Here is a 16388-nt window from a genome sequence, read left to right on the forward strand (position 1 = left end):
CATGTTCATGCAAGTGGGTTTCGGTGCCGTGCTGATCGTGCTGGCGATGCTGTTGCTGTCGGCGTTTCGCATCCTGCGCGAATACGAGCGCGGCGTGGTGTTCCAGCTGGGGCGTTTCTGGCAGGTGAAGGGGCCGGGGCTGATCCTGTTGATTCCGGTGATCCAGCAAATGGTGCGGGTAGACCTGCGCACGGTGGTGCTGGATGTCCCCCCACAGGATGTAATCACCCGCGACAACGTCTCGGTCAAGGTCAACGCGGTGCTCTACTTCCGCGTGCTCGACCCGCAAAAAGCGATCATCCAGGTGGAGGACTTTCTGGTGGCGACCAGCCAGTTGGCCCAGACCACCCTGCGTGCGGTGCTGGGCAAGCACGAACTGGATGAGCTGCTGGCCGAGCGGGAGCAACTGAACGCGGACATTCGCCAGGTGCTTGACGCGCAAACCGATGCCTGGGGCATCAAGGTGGCCAACGTCGAGATCAAGCATGTCGACCTCAACGAATCGATGATCCGCGCCATCGCCCGGCAGGCCGAGGCCGAACGCGAACGGCGGGCCAAGGTGATCCATGCCGAGGGGGAATTGCAGGCGTCAGAGAAGCTGATGCAGGCTGCGCAGATGCTGGGCAAGGAGCCTGGGGCGATGCAGTTGCGCTATATGCAGACGCTGGGGGCGATTGCGGGGGACAGGACCTCGACCATTGTCTTCCCGATGCCGGTGGACTTGCTGACGGGGCTGGTAGCCAAACAGAACAAATAAAGGCCGCTACGCGATCCCTGTAGGAGCAGCCTTGTGCTGCGAAGAGGCCGGTAAGGCTAAAGATCATCTCCGGCTGCAATGACCTCTTCGCAGCACAAGGCTGCTCCTACAGAGTCTGTGTTTGCCCGCCCGTGGCCCGATCAGATCGGTGCGCGGCGCAGGGTGGCCAGGAAGGTGGCCGCACCAATGAACAACCCGGCAAAAGTCCGGTTAAGGCGCTTCTGCTGCTTGGGTGTACGCAGCAGGCGCAACACCCGCGAAGCCAAACCGGTGTACCCCGCCATGACCAGCATGTCCACGGTGATCATGGTCACGGTGATTGCCACATACTGCGGCAGCAGCGGTGCATGCGGGTTGATGAACTGCGGCAGTACCGCCAGCATGAACACCAGCGCCTTGGGGTTGCTGACGTTGACCAGAAAGCCGCGGAACACCAGGCTCAGCGGTTTGCCGATAGGGCGCACGCCGGACTCATCGGACATGTCCATCGGCAAGGCGCGCCATTGCTTGTAGGCCAAGTAGACAAGGTAGGCGACGCCGAACCATTTGATGACCTGGAAGGCCGTGGCCGAGGCGGCCAGGATGGCGCCGACGCCGGCGGCAATAATGGCGATTTGCACAATCAGGCCCAGCTGCAGGCCCAGGGCGTTCCAGTAACCACGCCAGAAGCCGTATTGCAGGCCGCTGGACATCGAGGCAATCGCCCCGGCACCGGGTGACAGGCTGATTACCCAACAGGCGGCAAAGAAGCCCAACCATACTTCCATCGACATCACACACCTCGCTCGAACACTTGTTGCAAAAGGTTAAGCTAAGGTTTTGGTGAAAAAATAACCAGCGATTTCTGATGGATTTTTATCGCCTGTACCGGCCCCTTCGCGGGTAAACCCGCTCCCACAGGCACTGCGCCACATTCACGGCCGGTGGAGATCCTGTGGGAGCGGGTTTACCTGCGAAGAGGCCGGTACAGGTTCAGTCAGCTTCGGCAGCTGTGTCTTTGTGCAAGGCCTGCACTTCAGCCCCGCGCCAGCGCCGTACCGACTTCTGGAAGAACTGGCTATTGGGCACCTGCACCAGCGCACCGCCCGCTTCGGGCATTTCCAGCAAGGTGGTAAACAGCAGGTTTATAGCGATCACCCGGCCTTTCACGCCCGGCTTGTCCAGGGTGTCGACCAGTTCGACCACATCACCAATGCGAAACGGCCCGACCGTGAAGATGAGCACCGCGCACAGCAGGTTGGACAGCACGCTCCACATGGCGAAGAAGGCCACCGCCGCCACCGCGACAAAGCCGGACAGCGCCGTCCACAGCACGGTCGCCGAAACCCCCAGGCGCTCCAGCACGAACAGCAGCGCGCTGCCCATGATCAGCCAGCGCAGGCCGCCACGCACCGGTACCAGCAGTTCTGGCGGCAGCGGATAACGCTGGCCCAGGCGGCTCAACCCGCGAGCAACGATGCGCTGCAGGACGAAGGCCGCCACCAGGATCAACAGAATCTGCAAGCCCAGCCAGAAAGTGTCCATCCATTGCCCCGGCAGCAGCGAACGCATTTCCTCCATCAGGACAGCGCCTCGAGCTCGGCCTGCATGCTTTCGAGGGTTTCCAGCGCTTCCATCCAGGCTTCTTCCAGCTCGCCTTCGCGTTGCTTGAGCTTGGTCTGGCGCGCCAGCAGGTCACGCAACTCGTCCTTGCGCGCCGCTTCGTAGAGGCCACCGTCACCCAGCGTGGTCTCGATTTCGGCCAGTTGCACGTGCACCTGGTTGAGCTCGGTTTCCAGCTTGTCGGCCGCCTTCTTGTGCGGTGCCAATTGCTGGCGCAAGGCTGCGGCAGCCTGGCGCTGGGCTTTCTTGTCGGTCTTGTCCGGGTTGACCGGGGCCGTACTGGCCGGCGCGCTGCGCTGGCGGTACTCGACCAGCCAGCGGCTGTAGTCGTCCAGGTCTCCGTCGAAGGTTTCGACCTTGCCGTCGGCCACCAGCAGGAAGTCGTCGGTCGTGCTCTTGAGCAGGTGGCGGTCGTGAGACACCACCACCACGGCACCGGCAAACTCCTGCAGCGCCATGGTCAGCGCCAGGCGCATTTCCAGGTCCAGGTGGTTGGTCGGTTCGTCGAGCAGCAGCAGGTTCGGCCGCTCCCAGGCAATCAGCGCCAGCGCCAGGCGGGCCTTTTCGCCACCGGAGAAATTCACCACCGGCTCGTCGGTACGAGCGCCATGGAAGTCAAAGCCACCGAGGAAGTCGCGCAGGGTCTGTTCGCGCTCGGTGGGGGCAATACGCTGCAGGTGCAGCAGCGGGCTGGCCTTGTCGTCCAGCGAGTCCAGCTGGTGCTGGGCAAAGTAGCCAACCGCCAGGTTCTCGCCACGGACCAGGCGGCCCGACAACGGCTCCAGCTCACCCGCAAGGTTCTTGATCAAGGTCGACTTGCCGGCGCCGTTGGGCCCGAGCAGGCCAATGCGCGCACCCGGGGTGAGCTGCAGCTTGACCTTGTCGAGGATGGCCTTGTCGCCATAACCCAGGCAGCCTTCGGACAGGCTCAGCAACGGGCTGGAGATTTTTTGCGACTCGCGGAAGATGAAGTCGAACGGCGAGTCGACATGCGCCGCCGACAGCTCCTCCATGCGCTCCAGGGCCTTGATCCGGCTTTGGGCCTGGCGGGCCTTGGTGGCCTGGGCCTTGAAGCGGGCGATGTATTTTTCCATGTGCGCGCGCTGCGCCTGCTGCTTCTCGTAGGCCTGCTGCTGCTGGGCCAGGCGTTCGGCACGGGTGCGCTCGAAGGCGGTGTAGCCGCCCTTGTACAGGTTCAGCTTGCGCTGCTCGACATGCAGCACATGGTCGACCACGGCGTCGAGGAAGTCACGGTCGTGGGAGATCAGCAACAGTGTGCCGGGGTAGCCCTTGAGCCAGTCTTCCAGCCACAGGATGGCGTCCAGGTCCAGGTGGTTGGTGGGCTCGTCGAGCAGCAGCAGGTCGGACGGGCACATCAGTGCCTGGGCCAGGTTCAGGCGCATCCGCCAGCCGCCGGAGAAGTCGCCGACGCGGCGGTCCATCTGCTCGTTGGTGAAGCCCAGGCCCGCCAGCAATTTGCGCGCACGGGCGTCGGCGGTATAGCCGTCGGCGCCTTCCAGCTCACTGTGCAGGCGCGCCAGGGCGGTGCCATCGTGAGCCTGCTCGGCCGCAGCCAGTTCGGCCTGGACCTTGCGCAGACGCGCATCGCCGTCGAGCACATAGTCCACGGCCAGGCGGTCGAGGGTGTCGACCTCTTGGCGCATGTGGGCGATGCGCCAGTCGCCGGGCAGCAGGCAATCGCCACCATCGGGCGACAGCTCACCGCGCAGCAAGGCGAACAGGCTGGATTTCCCGGCGCCGTTGGCGCCGATCAGGCCGGCCTTGTGACCGGCGTGCAGGGTCATGTCGGCGCCGTCTAGCAAGCGCTGCGGACCACGCTGTAAAGTGAGGTTGGTTAGTCTGATCATGATGGTCGCGGAGTCTACCAGCTTCCTCGGCCCATAGCGCGAGTGGAACCATGCACACCGACCTGTGGAATTACGCCTTGGCCCTGTATGCCAAGCCCGGCGTGGAAGCGGCCTGCCTTGAACTACAGGCGCAGGGTGGCGATGTCTGCCTGCTGCTATGCGCAAGCTGGCTGCAGGCACATACCGTGGCCGTGCTGGACGAGCGCGTGCAAGCGCTGCACGAAGTTGCCGAGCCTTGGCAGCGTGAAGTGGTCGCCCCGTTACGCAGCCTTCGCCAGCAATGGCGCACGTGCGCGGCGGGGGATACGCAGCTGGCGGCGTTGCGTGAACAGGTGAAGGGTTTGGAGTTGCAGGCGGAAAGAACTTTGCTGGAGCGCTTGCAGGAACGCTCGCAAAAGTGGCCCGCGGGCTCCGGTGAGCCCACGGACGACTGGCTGGCCCGGCTGACGCCGGCCCCTGCCCGACACCACGACGCGCTGGATCAGTTGCGCGTCGCGGCGGCTGCGCTTCAGGATGCCGAAGACGGTGCCTGAGCCGGGGTGCTGGCGGGTGCCGAAGGTGCTGCCGACGGGGCCGGGGTGGCCGAGTTGGTTGCCGCGGCCGGGGTGCTGGCGGCTGGCGTAGCAGGTTTGTTTTCGGCTGGTTTGCTGGCGACAGGCTTGGTGGCAGCTGGCTTGGCGGCCGTACGTGCTGGAGCCTTGGCGGCAGCAGGTTTCGCTGCTGGTTTTGCTGCTGGTTTCGCGGCAGCGGCTTTGGCCGGCGCTGGCTTGGCGGCAGCGGCTTTGGCCGGCGCTGGCTTGGCGGCTGGCTTGGCAGTAGCGGTCGCTTTGGCAGCTGGCTTCGCGGCTGGCTTGGCAGCAGCAGTCGCTTTGGCAGCTGGCTTGGCGGCTGGCTTGGCAGCAGCGGTCGCTTTGGCAGCTGGCTTCGCGGCTGGCTTGGCAGCAGCAGTCGCTTTGGCAGCTGGCTTGGCGGCAGGCTTGGCAGCAGCAGTTGCTTTGGCAGCTGGCTTGGCGGCAGGCTTGGCAGCAGCAGTTGCTTTGGCAGCTGGCTTAGCGGCAGGCTTGGCAGCAGCAGTTGCTTTGGCAGCTGGCTTGGCGGCAGCAGCGGCTTTGGCAGCTGGCTTCGCGGCAGGTTTGGCAGCGGTGGCCCGGGCGGCTGGCTTGGCTGCAGATCTGGCAGTAGTAGTTTTGGCAGCTGGCTTGGTGGGTTTGGCGGCGCGCAGGTCAAGAGCCTTGGCGGCTGCTTCGCGAACTTTGCCTACACCCTGAGCCAGCTTGAGGCTGTCCTGGGCGTCGCGCTTGAGTTCCTGGATATAAGAACGGGTCTGGGTTTGACGTTCCTTCAAGGCATCGAGCAGCCCTTCGAGTTCACCAATGGCTTTTTGCGCTTTGGTCTGCGCCTTGGCTTTACCTGCCTTGGCGGCGTCCTGCAATTTCAGGCGACCGTTGTGCAGTTTTTCCTGGGTCTTGCCACGCTGCTTTTCCAGTTTGGCCAGCAGTTTTTCCGCATCAGCCAGCGCTTGCGAGCAGGCATCTTCCAAGTGTTCGAGCAGGCTGCCCGAAAGTTGCTGGAGCAGGTGTAACGGCGTACTTACTGGCTTCTTTTTGGCCGACATGGTTTACCTCCTGGCTGACGAGATTGCGGCTCATACTATGCTTCTGCTGCTACCGCCGCTAGGGCATGTTGACAGTAATATTTACGCCGCGTTGCATGCCTGGGCAAAGTTGTTATCTTGCAGCTGCGTGAAAGTGTAGTTGCTGAATTAATCATTGCTGATATTTGGGAGTCAGGGCATTGCCTCGATATCTTGTATTAGGTTTATGCCTGCTGGTGCCAGTTGCAATGGCCGACAGCAACGACCATGACCTCGCCTACAGCCTGGGCGCCAGCCTGGGGGAGCGCCTGCGCCAGGATATGCCTGGCCTGCAACTGGACGCACTGGTCGAAGGGCTGAAGCAGTCCTATCAGGGGCAACCCTTGAAGCTCGACAAGGCACGTATGCAGGCGGTGCTCCAGCAGCACGAAGCGCAGGAAGGTGATGCGGCCACGCAGAAGATGCAGGCAGCCGAAACACGCTTCATGGCCAACGAGCGTGGCCGTTATGGCGTACGCGAACTACCGGAAGGTGTGCTCTACAGTGAACTGCAGCCAGGCACAGGCGCGCAGCCCAAGGCTGGCGGCAAAGTGCAGGTACGCTATGTGGGCAGGCTGCCGGATGGCTCGGTGTTCGACCAGAACCAGGCGCCCCAGTGGTTCAGCCTGGATTCGGTGATCGAAGGGTGGCAAGTGGCCTTGCCAAGGATGCACGCAGGGGCCAAATGGCGCCTGGTAATTCCGTCGGCGCAAGCCTATGGCGCCGAAGGCGCGGGTGACCTTATCGCACCCTATACACCCCTGGTGTTCGAGATCGAATTGCTGGCGGTTGGCGACTGACGCCAACCCTCACGCCTGGATCGCACCCTCTTCCTTGTGTGCGTTGTGCAGCACCTCGATCAGGCAGTCTTCAAGTTCGAAGCGCTCGTGCAGCAGCCCGCCCAACTTGCCCAGCTTTTCGGCGAAGCGTTCGGTGTCCTTGCACTCACCCTTGGTGCATTGGTCATTGAAGGCCAGTGCAATCTGGGTACTGTCGTTGATCCGTGGGTTGATTTCTTCGGCCAGCCTCAGCGCCTTCTCGTCTCCGAAAGCCTTGGCCTCGCTGACCAGTTGCTCGCAAACTTCGAAGTGCCACGCCGAAACGTAGTCGACCAGGAGCGCGCAAAAGTCCCCGTTGGTGTCCTTGTCGGCGAAGGCTGGCTTCAAATCGCGCAGTGCGCCGAAAGACTGCACCAGGTCCTGGCGCGCCTTCAGCCAACGGTCGATCAGGTCGTGAACACCACCCCAGCGTTCCTGGGCATTCTGACAACTATCGAGCATGGCAATCTCTTCCCTTCTGGGTAGATGCCGCTGCACCTCGCACCACGACCGCGCAGCACAAAGGTGAGATCAGCAGGACGGCATCGAGCAGTTGTATTTTCGGTATCCGTGCTGGGAGATTATTCCCGCGCGTGCTGCCCATCAAGGTACGCAGCGGACAAAGTTCATACAAGTGTTTAATACCCTGCCCGGCCGCCATTGGTCGCGCTAGTGACCCAGCCTTGTTCCAGGTCAACTTCTTGCCAGGCTGCGGAAACGATACGCCAGCAGGCAACTCAAGGGCAGCATGGCCAGTAACAGGAAGGCCAGCAGGCTCCACTCCGGCAATGTGAGGTCGAGAAAGCTCCAGGTCAGCGAGCTGCAATCAGGCCCACCCAGCAGCAGTTGCCGTGCTGCCTCACCCCAGGAGTGCTCGAACACACGCCCGATCGGGGCCGGGCATACCGCAATGGCACTGCTGGCCCCCTGCACCCACACATGCCGTGCCGCCAGCAATGCACCGGCCAGTGAGCAGCCAAGCGTGGCCCGCGCGTAATGGCGAATGCCTTGCGTGCCCGGCGCCTGCAATACCGCCGCCAGGCTTAGCAGTGCGTACACGGCAAGCAGCAGCCGCTGGCTGAAGCACAAAGGGCACGGCACAAGCCCCAGTATGTGTTCCAGCTGGAATGACACGACCAGAACCGCCAGTGCGGCGAGGCAGGCAGGAAGGAAAAAAGTGCGCAAACGGGCCGCAAGCATGGGGGGTGAAAGTCCCAGGGAAGATGTTGTGGTTTGAAACGGTAGAGGAAAGACACGCTTTGTTTCAAGGCACGACAGCAGCGACAAGGCGCTGAATTGTGTAGGAAATTTCCAGCAGTGCAGTAGGAAGCGGCGGAAGAAATGGACTGCAGATCTAACTGGCAGCAGTAGATAAATTACCCGCCCCCAAAGCCCGCACCTTGGCGCGGGCGCTGGGGTGGGTCAGGCGCGTACGCCTTCTGGCAATGGCAGCGCCAGCAGGCGCTCGTCCAGCAGGCCAAGGCCCTCCTGGAACAGCTGGTTGCTGCGCTCGGTCTCGCCCAGGCCAGCGAGCAAGCGGGCCAGTTCGGCACAGGCCTCGGGGTTGCGTTCCATGCGCAGGCTGCTTTCCAGGTAGTCCCGCGCTTTGCCCCACAGGCGGTTCTGCAGGCTCAGGCGGCCCAGGGTCAGCAACAGGCTGGCGTCTTGGGGGTGATCCTTCAGCCAGCTTTCTGCGGTTTGCAGCTGGCGTGCCGGGTCATCACCGCGCACCAGGCCATACAGGCGGGCCAGGTGGCTTTCGTATTCACGCTTGAGGGCGGTGCGCAGCACTCGCTCGGCCTCGCCTTGGGCACTCACCTGGCGCAGTTGCTCGGCGTAGGCCAGCACCAGTTGCGGCTCTTGGCGCTGGGCCGCGGTCAGCTGCTGCCAGGCACGCTCCAGGGCCTGACGTGAACTTTGCGCGTCTTCGCCACGGGTAGTGGCCAGGCTCAGGTTCTGGCCCCAGGCGCGTTGCTCCAGGGCGGCCAGCTCGGCGGCAGGCAGCACCTTGCCCTTGCGCAGGTCGGGCAATAGACGGATCAGTGCCGACCAGTCACCGCGCTCCAGGTACAGGCGCTGCAGCAGGCGCAGCACCTGGCTGTTGTGCGGGTGGCGTTCCTGCATGGCCAGCAAAGTTTCCAGGGCGCCGTCACTTTCGCCACGGTCCATCTGCAACTGCGCATGGGTCAGAGCGATGGCCAGTTCCGCTTGCGGCTGACGCTCCAGCGCGCGCTCCAGCAGGTTGTCGCTGTCTTCGGTGCGGCCCTGCTCGTTGGCAGCGCGTGCGGCACCGAGGTAGTACAGCAGCGGTTGGCGCTCGGCCTCGGCGGCACGGTGCAGGTGGCGTTGGGCACTGGCCCAGCGGCCCTCGGCCAGGTCCAGTTGGCCCTGTTCGATGGCCAGGCGGATGCGTCGGCTGCGATTACGCCGCGACCACGGGTTGACCACACCGCTGGAGGTCAGCACCAGGCCGACCAGGCAACGCAACAGCCACAACACAGCGACCACGGCCAGCAGCCCGGCCAGGGCCGCCCACAGCCCCGATTGATAGCGGAAGCTTCCATAGGAAAGCAGTACGTAACCACTGTGCTTGGCGACCGCAATACCCAGTGCCGCGGCAATCACGATTGCCAGCACGGCCAGCAGGTAGACACGCTTCATGGTTTGCCCCCTTCAGCCTCGGCCGGCAGGTGACGGCGCTGAATGTAGGCCTGCACGGCCGCCAGGCTTTCGCTGAGGTCGGGGGTAACCACCGACACCGGCTGATCGGCCAGGGCATTGAGGCTCTCCAGCATGGCCTCGCTTTGCGGGTTGTCGGCGTTGAAGTTGGCCAGCAACACGCTGCGGGCGTCGTCCAGCGCCTGGGTGTAGACCTTGGCGTCACCATTGAGCGCCGCCCACTGGGCCTGCTCGATAGTCAGGCTCAGGGCGAGGCGCAGCTGGTTCAGTTGCTGGCCGGCCAGCAGTGGCCGCACGTTTTCATCGGCGTTGAAGTCGATCTGGAAGTACTTGGAGATTTCTGCCCACCACTGCGACAGCCGGCTGGCACCATCGCCGTCGGCGGTCAGGGCACCCAGCGCATCGGCATTGCTATCGAACTCGGGCGACTGTGCGCTTAGTTGCTGTACCAGCTCACGCTGTGCGGCCAGTTTCAGGAACAGGCCGGTACGGTCCGGTTGCTGGGTGCTGCCGAGCGTGGCCAGGCTGCGCGCCAGCTGCTCGCGGGCGGCGAATGCGCCCGGGTCGCTCTGCTCGCGCAGGATCTCGTCGGCGCCCTCGACCAGGGCCTTGGCGCTGGTGATGTCCTGCAGGGCCGACAGGCGCAGGGTAGCCAGGCGCAGCAGGTGCTCGGCTTCAGCCAGGCGCCACTCCTTGCGGCTTTCGCCTAGCACGGTTTCCAGGCGCTGGCTGAGGCGCTGCTGGTCCCCCTGCAATTGCGCCACCAGGCGCCGGCGGTCTTCCAGCTCGCTGGCCGCCGGCAGGCTGGCCAGTTGCGCGCTGATCTGCTGTTCACGCTGCTGCAGGGCTTCGGCGCGCTGGGTCAGCGCCTCGATGTGCTGGCCCTGGTTGAACTCGCTGCCTTGCAGTTGACGTACCTGCCAGACACCCCAGCCACCTACTGCCACCCCGGCCGCACCCAGCAGCAAGGCCAGCGCTGCCAGGCCACTGCCGGAGCGCTTGGCAGGTGGGGCGGTGACAGGTTCCGCCGGCGCCTGTGCCGACGGCTGATCGTTATTGGACAAGACAGTCTCGCTCACGTATCCATCCTTTGCATGGGGGCGCATCGCGTTCAGCTTAGCGCCTTAAGAGGCAGGTGCAGCGCTGCGCTGCACGGCTGCCAGCAAGGCCGTGGCACTGGCGCCACGGCAATCCACAACCTGTTGGGCCCCGGCGGCCCGGGCCTGTTCGGCAACCCGTGGGCTGGGCACGAACAGCGGCAGGCGTGCCAGCTGCGGCCAATCCGCGCCGGCCAGCTGCTGCAGATGTTCAAAACCCTGCCCACTGCTGACCACCAGGCCATTGAGGCGTTCCGCTTCGATGCGGCGCTTCAGGGTGCCCGCCGGGTAATCCGGCAGACAGCGACGATACAGTTCCAGATATTCGACACTAGCACCTTGCTCTGCAAGACGCTCTGCCAGCAGTTCGCGACCTCCGACGCCGCGCACGACCAAAACACGCGCTGCAGGCACGGCCACGGCCTGAAGCAGGGCCGGTAACGCCAGCAAGGCTTCGCTGTCATCGCCACGCGGCGGAGTGTTTACCTCCAGCCCGGCGCCCTGCAGCACTGCAGCGGTTGCCTCACCCACGGTGAACCAGCCTTGCCGTGGCGGCTGCATGCTGGCTTCGGCCAGTTGCTCAAGCAGCAACCGGGCAGCCGGCTTGCTGACCACGATGATCGCTTGGAAGCCATGCAGGCCTCCCAGCAGCACACGTTGCCGGGGCTCCACGGTGACGGGCTCTATCGCCAGCAGCGGCAGGCAACTGCTGCCCACCCCCGCTGCCGCCAGGCTTTGCGCCAGTGCCGCACAGTCCTCGGCAGGCCGGGTCAGCAGCAGGCGCCATTGGCTCACGGGTGGCCAGCCTCGCCGTAGACTTCCTTGAGGATGGCCTCGGCGCCTTGGCCCAGCAGGTCTTCGGCCACCTGTACGCCCAAGGTCTCGGCAGCAGCGCGAGGGGCACGGGCTTCGGCCACCAGCAGGGTACCCCCGCTCGGCTGGCCAACCAGGCCACGCAGCCAAAGCTGGTCACCTTCGAGCACCGCGTAGCAGGCGATCGGCACCTGGCAGCCGCCATTCAGGTGTTTGTTCAGGGCGCGTTCGGCCACTACCCGGTCGGCGGTGTCGGCATGGTGCAGCGGTGCCAGCAGTGCGTGGATCTCGAGGTCGGCACTGCGGCACTCGATGCCCACCGCACCCTGGCCGCCAGCGGGCAGGCTGTCATCGACGCTGATGGTGGCGGTGATGCGGTCTTCGAAACCCAGGCGGATCAGGCCGGCGGCGGCGAGGATGATGGCGTCGTACTCGCCGGCATCCAGCTTGGCCAGGCGCGTGTTGACGTTGCCCCGCAGGAAGCGGATTTGCAGGTCCGGGCGGCGCGCCAGCAACTGGGCCTGACGGCGCAGGCTGGAGGTGCCGACGATGCTGCCGGCAGGCAACGCTTCAAGGCTGTCAAAGGTATTGGAAACGAAGGCATCACGCGGGTCTTCGCGCTCGCAGATGCAGTACAGGCCCAGGCCTTCGGGGAAGTCCATGGGCACGTCTTTCATCGAATGCACGGCGATGTCGGCTTCGTTGTCCAGCAGGGCGGTTTCCAGCTCCTTGACGAACAGACCCTTGCCGCCGATTTTTGCCAGCGGCGCGTCGAGCAGCTTGTCACCACGGCTGACCATGGGCACCAGGGTCACCAGCAGACCGGGGTGGGCCTGCTCGAGGCGGGCTTTGACGTATTCGGCCTGCCACAGGGCCAAGGCACTTTTACGGGTGGCAATGCGGATTTCGCGAGTGGACATGGAACGCCCCGATCCAGAGAAATGCCGCCGATGATAACAGCATCTCCTTTATCGCTTGCAGATGTGGATCAGCTGAGGGCCTCTTCGCGGCTAAAGCCGCTCTACAGGCCAATGATCAACCTGTGGGAGCGGGTTTACCCGCGAACAAGGGCGCAGCCCTTGCCATGCGGGCGCCGTATCAGAGGGTCTGCATCATCTTGCGCACGCCGGCAACATGCCGGCGGCTGACGGTAAGGGCATCGCCGTCCAGGCCTTTCAGGTACAGCTGAAAGTGCCCCAGCGGGGTACGCTGCAAGCGTTCGATGCGCTCGCGGGCAACCAGCGCATTGCGGTGAATACGCACGAAGCGTTCGCCAAATTCGTCTTCCAAGGCTTTGAGCGGCTCGTCGAGCAGCACTTCCCCGGTTTCATGACGCAAGGTCACGTACTTGTGGTCGGCAATGAAATAGATCACCTGGGGCAAAGGGATCAACTCGATGCCTTTGCGCGTGCGGGCACTGATATGGCTGCGCGGGCCGCCACCTTCATTGGCCGGCCGGGTAAGCGCCGCCAACTGGGCGCGGTTGGGTTTTTCGGCCTTGCGCAAGGCATCGCGCAGCGCCTGGGCCTGGAAGGGCTTGGTTACATGGCTGAGGGTACTGTCCTTGAATGCCTCGGCACCGTATTCATCATCCCCGGTGCAAAACACCACCGCCGGTGGCGCCTCGCGTTCGCACAGCCGAGCGGCTACCTGCAGGCCATCCAGGCCTGGCATGCCGATGTCCAGCAGGACCACATCGGGCTTGAGGCTTTCGATCAGCGCAAGGGCCTCCTCGCCGTTGGTGGCGCTAGGCTCCAGCACGGTGTAACCCTCCAGTTCGCCGAGCAGCCGGCTGAGGCGTTCACGGCCTTGGGATTCGTCATCAACGATCAGGACATTCATAATTGCGCTGGATTCCTGAATGAGTCTCGCACAGGTATAGCGTAGACAGGTGTGGTTCGAGCGACACTGCGGTCACGCTCTAGACCGGTGCGATGGCCAAAGATTCACTCGGACGGCAGATTCACCGCCAGTCCTTTGTCCAACTGTAGACGGTCCGTGGAACACTGCCGTTCATTCCTTAAAATCCTTCTCTGCCATTTTCCGGGCATTTCTCTCGACCGGCGCCCTGCGGCAGCCAGCCCAACCCTGCTATTATCGGCGCCACTTTTTCGTTCACGCCTGCAATGAGTGAATCCATGAGCACCGACAAGACCAATCAGTCCTGGGGCGGCCGCTTCAGTGAGCCCGTCGACGCCTTCGTCGCCCGTTTCACCGCCTCGGTCGATTTCGACAAGCGCCTGTACCGCCACGACATCATGGGTTCGATCGCCCATGCCACCATGCTGGCGCAGGTCGGCGTGCTCAGCGATGCCGAGCGCGACACCATCATCGATGGCCTGAAGACCATCCAGGGCGAAATCGAAGCCGGCAAGTTCGACTGGCGCGTCGACCTCGAAGATGTGCACATGAACATCGAGGCACGCCTGACCGACCGCATCGGCATCACCGGCAAGAAGCTGCACACTGGCCGTAGCCGCAACGACCAGGTGGCCACCGATATCCGCCTGTGGCTGCGCGACGAAATCGACCTGATCCTGGCCGAAATCACCCGCCTGCAGCAGGGCCTGCTGGAGCAGGCCGAGCGTGAAGCCGAAACCATCATGCCCGGTTTCACCCACCTGCAGACGGCCCAGCCGGTCACCTTCGGCCACCACCTGCTGGCCTGGTTCGAAATGCTCAGCCGCGACTACGAGCGCCTGGTCGACTGCCGCAAGCGCACCAACCGCATGCCCCTCGGCAGCGCCGCGCTGGCTGGCACCACCTACCCGATCGACCGCGAGCTCACCTGCAAGCTGCTGGGCTTCGAAGCCGTGGCCGGCAACTCGCTGGACGGTGTGTCGGACCGTGACTTCGCCATCGAATTCTGCGCCGCTGCCAGCGTGGCGATGATGCACCTGTCGCGCTTCTCCGAAGAGCTGGTGCTGTGGACCAGCGCGCAGTTCCAGTTCATCGACCTGCCGGACCGCTTCTGCACCGGCAGCTCGATCATGCCGCAGAAAAAGAACCCGGACGTGCCAGAGCTGGTACGTGGCAAGAGCGGCCGCGTGTTCGGCGCCCTCACCGGCCTGCTGACCCTGATGAAAGGCCAACCGCTGGCTTACAACAAGGACAACCAGGAAGACAAGGAGCCGCTGTTCGACGCTGCCGACACCCTGCGCGACTCGCTGCGTGCCTTTGCCGACATGATCCCGGCGATCAAGCCAAAGCACGCCATCATGCGTGAAGCGGCCCTGCGCGGGTTCTCCACCGCCACCGACCTGGCCGACTACCTGGTACGCCGGGGCCTGCCGTTCCGTGACTGCCACGAAATCGTTGGCCACGCTGTGAAGTACGGCGTGGACACCGGCAAGGACCTGGCCGAGATGAGCCTGGACGAACTGCGCCAGTTCAGCGACCAGATCGAGCAGGACGTGTTTGCCGTGCTGACCCTGGAAGGCTCGGTGAATGCCCGTAACCACATTGGTGGTACGGCACCGGCGCAGGTACGCGCTGCCGTTGTTCGTGGCAAGGCCCTGCTGGCTTCGCGTTAAGCCAGCCTCGCTGCCCTGCTTTTTGTAGGAGCAGCCTTGTGCTGCGAAGAGGCCGGTGCAAACACCATGGATAGAGGGTGTCTGCACCGGCCTCTTCGCAGCACAAGGCTGCTCCTACAGGTTCAGCGCTAGCTCCGGTTAGCGTTTACCGCTACGAATCATCTCCATGAAGGCCGGCATCGACGCTTCCTTGTCCGCCACGATCCGCGCCATGTGCGGGTTCTCGCCCATCAGCTGCAGCAACGCCTTGGCCTGCGGGAAGTCGGCCAAAAAGTCGATGTTCAGCACTTTCTTGCCCACGGCATAAGCCAGATCGACCGAGAAGCAGAACATCAGGTCTGCCAGCGTCAGCTGCTCACCCGCAACATAGGGCGCGAAGCGACCGTTGCGCTTGAGGGTGGCAAAGCCGGCCAGCAAATCGGCACGCGCTTTCTCTTTGACCAAAGGCTCAACCGACATGCCGAAGAACGACTCGGCGTAGCAAGTGCGCGCCGGTAGCTCGATGTACAGCTCGATCTCCTTGAGCAGCTCACGCACCTTGGCCTGCCCGAACGGGTCGGCCGGCAGCAGTGCCTTGCCGCCTTGGGTCTGCTCGATGTAGTCGAGGATCACACTGGTTTCGCTGAGGAAGCCGTGCTCGGTCTGCAGCACCGGCACCTTGCCCCGCGGGCTCACTTCCAGCGCCTGTGGCGCCTGGCCGCCATAGAAGGTGACTTCCTCGAAGGGCAGGCCTTTTTCCAGCAGGGCCAGCTTGACCATGTTGTAGTAGTTGCTGACCGAGAATCCATGAAGCTTGAGCATGAGGTAACAGCCTCCAGGCCGTAAGGGGTTGGCCCGGCTTTTATAGACCCTAAGCCCGCCCCTGACCAGCGTCATGCACCCCGTCAATGCCCGGGCATTGCCGCCACAGGCGTGGCACACTGTGCATCCCATCACAGGAGTACCGCCATGAGCGAGCCCACCGACATCGACAATGACGACGAAGCCTTCGCCGAGGCGACACTGACCCAGGCCATCGAAAACCAGATTGAAAGCGGCGAGCCGCCTGCGGCCAAGGCCACCTTCAACAAGCTGACCCTGGTCGGTTACGAGCGCGAGGACATCCTCAACCTGATGGCCCATGTGCTGGCCTTCGAGATCGACAACATGCTGGTGGAAGACCGCGCCTTCGACGGCGAGTGGTACGAGAACGCCCTGCGCGCGCTGCCGGAGCTGCCGCCTGAGATGGATCAAGGCGAGGACGAATAACCCGACTACACTCGAAGGTCAGGCACCGTAAGCGGTGCCGCCATCCTTGTCTGGAAGTCAGGAGTCGCCATGTCCTTTACCCCCGATCTGATTGCTGAACTGGAAGTCCTCGCGCTGTTCAAACACGACAGCAGCCAGGAAGGCATCAAGATAAACAGCAACGCCGCCCCTGCCCTGGTCGCCGCTGCGCAACGCCTGCATGAAAAGGGGCTGACCGATCAACCCGATGGCGGCTACCTGACCAGCCTGGGTCATGACGCCGTTGACAGTGTCCAGCTGCTGCAGAACATCCTCAAGGCGCCACAGCCAGCCTGAATGGCCTGCTCGGTCTGTTTGTAGG

General features: G+C 63.7%; 18 protein-coding genes. 6 read left to right on the top strand and 12 right to left on the bottom strand.

The window, feature by feature from the left end; genetic code table 11:
* The first annotated feature begins 1 nt into the window (after position 1).
* The gene (locus tag ABI582_RS11095) at positions 2-757 is read left to right on the top strand and encodes a slipin family protein (protein ID WP_442119198.1); all 756 of its coding nucleotides are present in this window, start codon (positions 2-4) and stop codon (positions 755-757) included.
* A gap of 140 nt (positions 758-897) precedes the next feature.
* Here ABI582_RS11095 and ABI582_RS11100 read toward each other — a convergent pair whose 3' ends face one another.
* The 3 genes from ABI582_RS11100 to ABI582_RS11110 form a co-directional block, all read right to left on the bottom strand.
* Positions 898-1530, bottom strand: a complete 633-nt coding sequence (locus ABI582_RS11100; protein WP_049274582.1) for a LysE family transporter — start codon at positions 1528-1530, stop codon at positions 898-900.
* A gap of 199 nt (positions 1531-1729) precedes the next feature.
* A complete protein-coding gene (locus ABI582_RS11105) occupies positions 1730-2317 on the bottom strand; it encodes a mechanosensitive ion channel family protein (protein ID WP_338745753.1) in 588 nt (195 codons plus the stop codon).
* Positions 2317-4227, bottom strand: coding sequence for an ATP-binding cassette domain-containing protein (locus tag ABI582_RS11110; protein ID WP_442119199.1), 1911 nt, complete (start codon positions 4225-4227; stop codon positions 2317-2319). Before ABI582_RS11110 ends, ABI582_RS11105 begins: the two co-directional genes overlap by 1 nt.
* Before the next feature lie 50 nt (positions 4228-4277).
* Between ABI582_RS11110 and ABI582_RS11115 the strand changes: the two genes are divergently transcribed.
* A complete protein-coding gene (locus ABI582_RS11115) occupies positions 4278-4760 on the top strand; it encodes a TIGR02444 family protein (protein ID WP_338745751.1) in 483 nt (160 codons plus the stop codon).
* On the opposite strand, the gene ABI582_RS11120 is transcribed toward ABI582_RS11115, so the two are convergent.
* Complete coding sequence (locus ABI582_RS11120) at positions 4736-5842, bottom strand: AlgP family protein (protein WP_442119200.1); 1107 nt, start codon at positions 5840-5842, stop codon at positions 4736-4738. The genes ABI582_RS11115 and ABI582_RS11120 overlap by 25 nt on opposite strands.
* A gap of 179 nt (positions 5843-6021) precedes the next feature.
* Here ABI582_RS11120 and ABI582_RS11125 point away from each other — a divergent pair, with 179 nt between their 5' ends.
* Positions 6022-6660: an FKBP-type peptidyl-prolyl cis-trans isomerase gene (locus ABI582_RS11125; protein ID WP_338745749.1), complete on the top strand. Its 639-nt coding sequence runs from the start codon at positions 6022-6024 to the stop codon at positions 6658-6660.
* 9 nt (positions 6661-6669) lie between these two features.
* Here the strand turns inward: ABI582_RS11125 and rsd are convergent, their stop codons facing one another.
* From rsd to ABI582_RS11160, 7 genes are all read right to left on the bottom strand, one after another.
* Positions 6670-7140 (bottom strand): sigma D regulator, encoded by a 471-nt coding sequence (rsd, locus tag ABI582_RS11130; RefSeq protein ID WP_338745748.1) that lies wholly within the window; start codon positions 7138-7140, stop codon positions 6670-6672.
* Positions 7141-7371: 231 nt separating this feature from the next.
* Positions 7372-7878 (bottom strand): disulfide bond formation protein B, encoded by a 507-nt coding sequence (locus tag ABI582_RS11135; RefSeq protein ID WP_442119201.1) that lies wholly within the window; start codon positions 7876-7878, stop codon positions 7372-7374.
* 222 nt (positions 7879-8100) lie between these two features.
* Positions 8101-9339, bottom strand: a complete 1239-nt coding sequence (locus ABI582_RS11140; protein WP_442119202.1) for a heme biosynthesis protein HemY — start codon at positions 9337-9339, stop codon at positions 8101-8103.
* Positions 9336-10436, bottom strand: a complete 1101-nt coding sequence (locus ABI582_RS11145) for a uroporphyrinogen-III C-methyltransferase (RefSeq protein ID WP_442119203.1) — start codon at positions 10434-10436, stop codon at positions 9336-9338. The genes ABI582_RS11140 and ABI582_RS11145 overlap by 4 nt, the downstream gene beginning before the upstream one ends.
* Before the next feature lie 45 nt (positions 10437-10481).
* Positions 10482-11249, bottom strand: a complete 768-nt coding sequence (locus ABI582_RS11150) for a uroporphyrinogen-III synthase (protein ID WP_442119204.1) — start codon at positions 11247-11249, stop codon at positions 10482-10484.
* The gene (hemC, locus tag ABI582_RS11155; protein ID WP_063423168.1) at positions 11246-12187 is read right to left on the bottom strand and encodes a hydroxymethylbilane synthase; all 942 of its coding nucleotides are present in this window, start codon (positions 12185-12187) and stop codon (positions 11246-11248) included. Before hemC ends, ABI582_RS11150 begins: the two co-directional genes overlap by 4 nt.
* 178 nt (positions 12188-12365) lie before the next feature.
* Positions 12366-13109, bottom strand: coding sequence for a LytR/AlgR family response regulator transcription factor (locus tag ABI582_RS11160; RefSeq protein WP_442119205.1), 744 nt, complete (start codon positions 13107-13109; stop codon positions 12366-12368).
* A gap of 296 nt (positions 13110-13405) precedes the next feature.
* Between ABI582_RS11160 and argH the strand changes: the two genes are divergently transcribed.
* Positions 13406-14800 (top strand): argininosuccinate lyase, encoded by a 1395-nt coding sequence (argH, locus tag ABI582_RS11165; protein ID WP_442119206.1) that lies wholly within the window; start codon positions 13406-13408, stop codon positions 14798-14800.
* A gap of 138 nt (positions 14801-14938) precedes the next feature.
* Here argH and ABI582_RS11170 read toward each other — a convergent pair whose 3' ends face one another.
* Positions 14939-15601, bottom strand: coding sequence for a glutathione S-transferase (locus ABI582_RS11170; RefSeq protein WP_016484339.1), 663 nt, complete (start codon positions 15599-15601; stop codon positions 14939-14941).
* Positions 15602-15748: 147 nt separating this feature from the next.
* Here ABI582_RS11170 and ABI582_RS11175 point away from each other — a divergent pair, with 147 nt between their 5' ends.
* Complete coding sequence (locus tag ABI582_RS11175; protein ID WP_258654554.1) at positions 15749-16048, top strand: hypothetical protein; 300 nt, start codon at positions 15749-15751, stop codon at positions 16046-16048.
* 69 nt (positions 16049-16117) lie between these two features.
* Complete coding sequence (locus ABI582_RS11180; protein ID WP_016484337.1) at positions 16118-16363, top strand: TIGR02647 family protein; 246 nt, start codon at positions 16118-16120, stop codon at positions 16361-16363.
* The last annotated feature ends 25 nt before the right edge of the window (positions 16364-16388 follow it).

Source organism: Pseudomonas sp. SAS7 (assembly GCF_052112345.1).
Classification (GTDB): Bacteria; Pseudomonadota; Gammaproteobacteria; order Pseudomonadales; family Pseudomonadaceae; genus Aquipseudomonas; species Aquipseudomonas putida_Q.

Bases quoted from the DNA above. Each gene is read 5' to 3' on its own strand.
- rsd (WP_338745748.1), bottom strand. From the start codon at position 7,140: ATGCTCGATAGTTGTCAGAATGCCCAGGAACGCTGGGGTGGTGTTCAC.
- ABI582_RS11170 (WP_016484339.1), bottom strand. From the start codon at position 15,601: ATGCTCAAGCTTCATGGATTCTCGGTCAGCAACTACTACAACATGGTC.
- ABI582_RS11140 (WP_442119202.1), bottom strand. From the start codon at position 9,339: ATGAAGCGTGTCTACCTGCTGGCCGTGCTGGCAATCGTGATTGCCGCG.
- ABI582_RS11135 (WP_442119201.1), bottom strand. From the start codon at position 7,878: ATGCTTGCGGCCCGTTTGCGCACTTTTTTCCTTCCTGCCTGCCTCGCC.
- ABI582_RS11105 (WP_338745753.1), bottom strand. From the start codon at position 2,317: ATGGAGGAAATGCGTTCGCTGCTGCCGGGGCAATGGATGGACACTTTC.
- ABI582_RS11160 (WP_442119205.1), bottom strand. From the start codon at position 13,109: ATGAATGTCCTGATCGTTGATGACGAATCCCAAGGCCGTGAACGCCTC.
- ABI582_RS11095 (WP_442119198.1), top strand. From the start codon at position 2: ATGTTCATGCAAGTGGGTTTCGGTGCCGTGCTGATCGTGCTGGCGATG.
- ABI582_RS11175 (WP_258654554.1), top strand. From the start codon at position 15,749: ATGAGCGAGCCCACCGACATCGACAATGACGACGAAGCCTTCGCCGAG.
- ABI582_RS11110 (WP_442119199.1), bottom strand. From the start codon at position 4,227: ATGATCAGACTAACCAACCTCACTTTACAGCGTGGTCCGCAGCGCTTG.
- ABI582_RS11120 (WP_442119200.1), bottom strand. From the start codon at position 5,842: ATGTCGGCCAAAAAGAAGCCAGTAAGTACGCCGTTACACCTGCTCCAG.
- ABI582_RS11180 (WP_016484337.1), top strand. From the start codon at position 16,118: ATGTCCTTTACCCCCGATCTGATTGCTGAACTGGAAGTCCTCGCGCTG.
- argH (WP_442119206.1), top strand. From the start codon at position 13,406: ATGAGCACCGACAAGACCAATCAGTCCTGGGGCGGCCGCTTCAGTGAG.
- ABI582_RS11115 (WP_338745751.1), top strand. From the start codon at position 4,278: ATGCACACCGACCTGTGGAATTACGCCTTGGCCCTGTATGCCAAGCCC.
- ABI582_RS11100 (WP_049274582.1), bottom strand. From the start codon at position 1,530: ATGTCGATGGAAGTATGGTTGGGCTTCTTTGCCGCCTGTTGGGTAATC.
- hemC (WP_063423168.1), bottom strand. From the start codon at position 12,187: ATGTCCACTCGCGAAATCCGCATTGCCACCCGTAAAAGTGCCTTGGCC.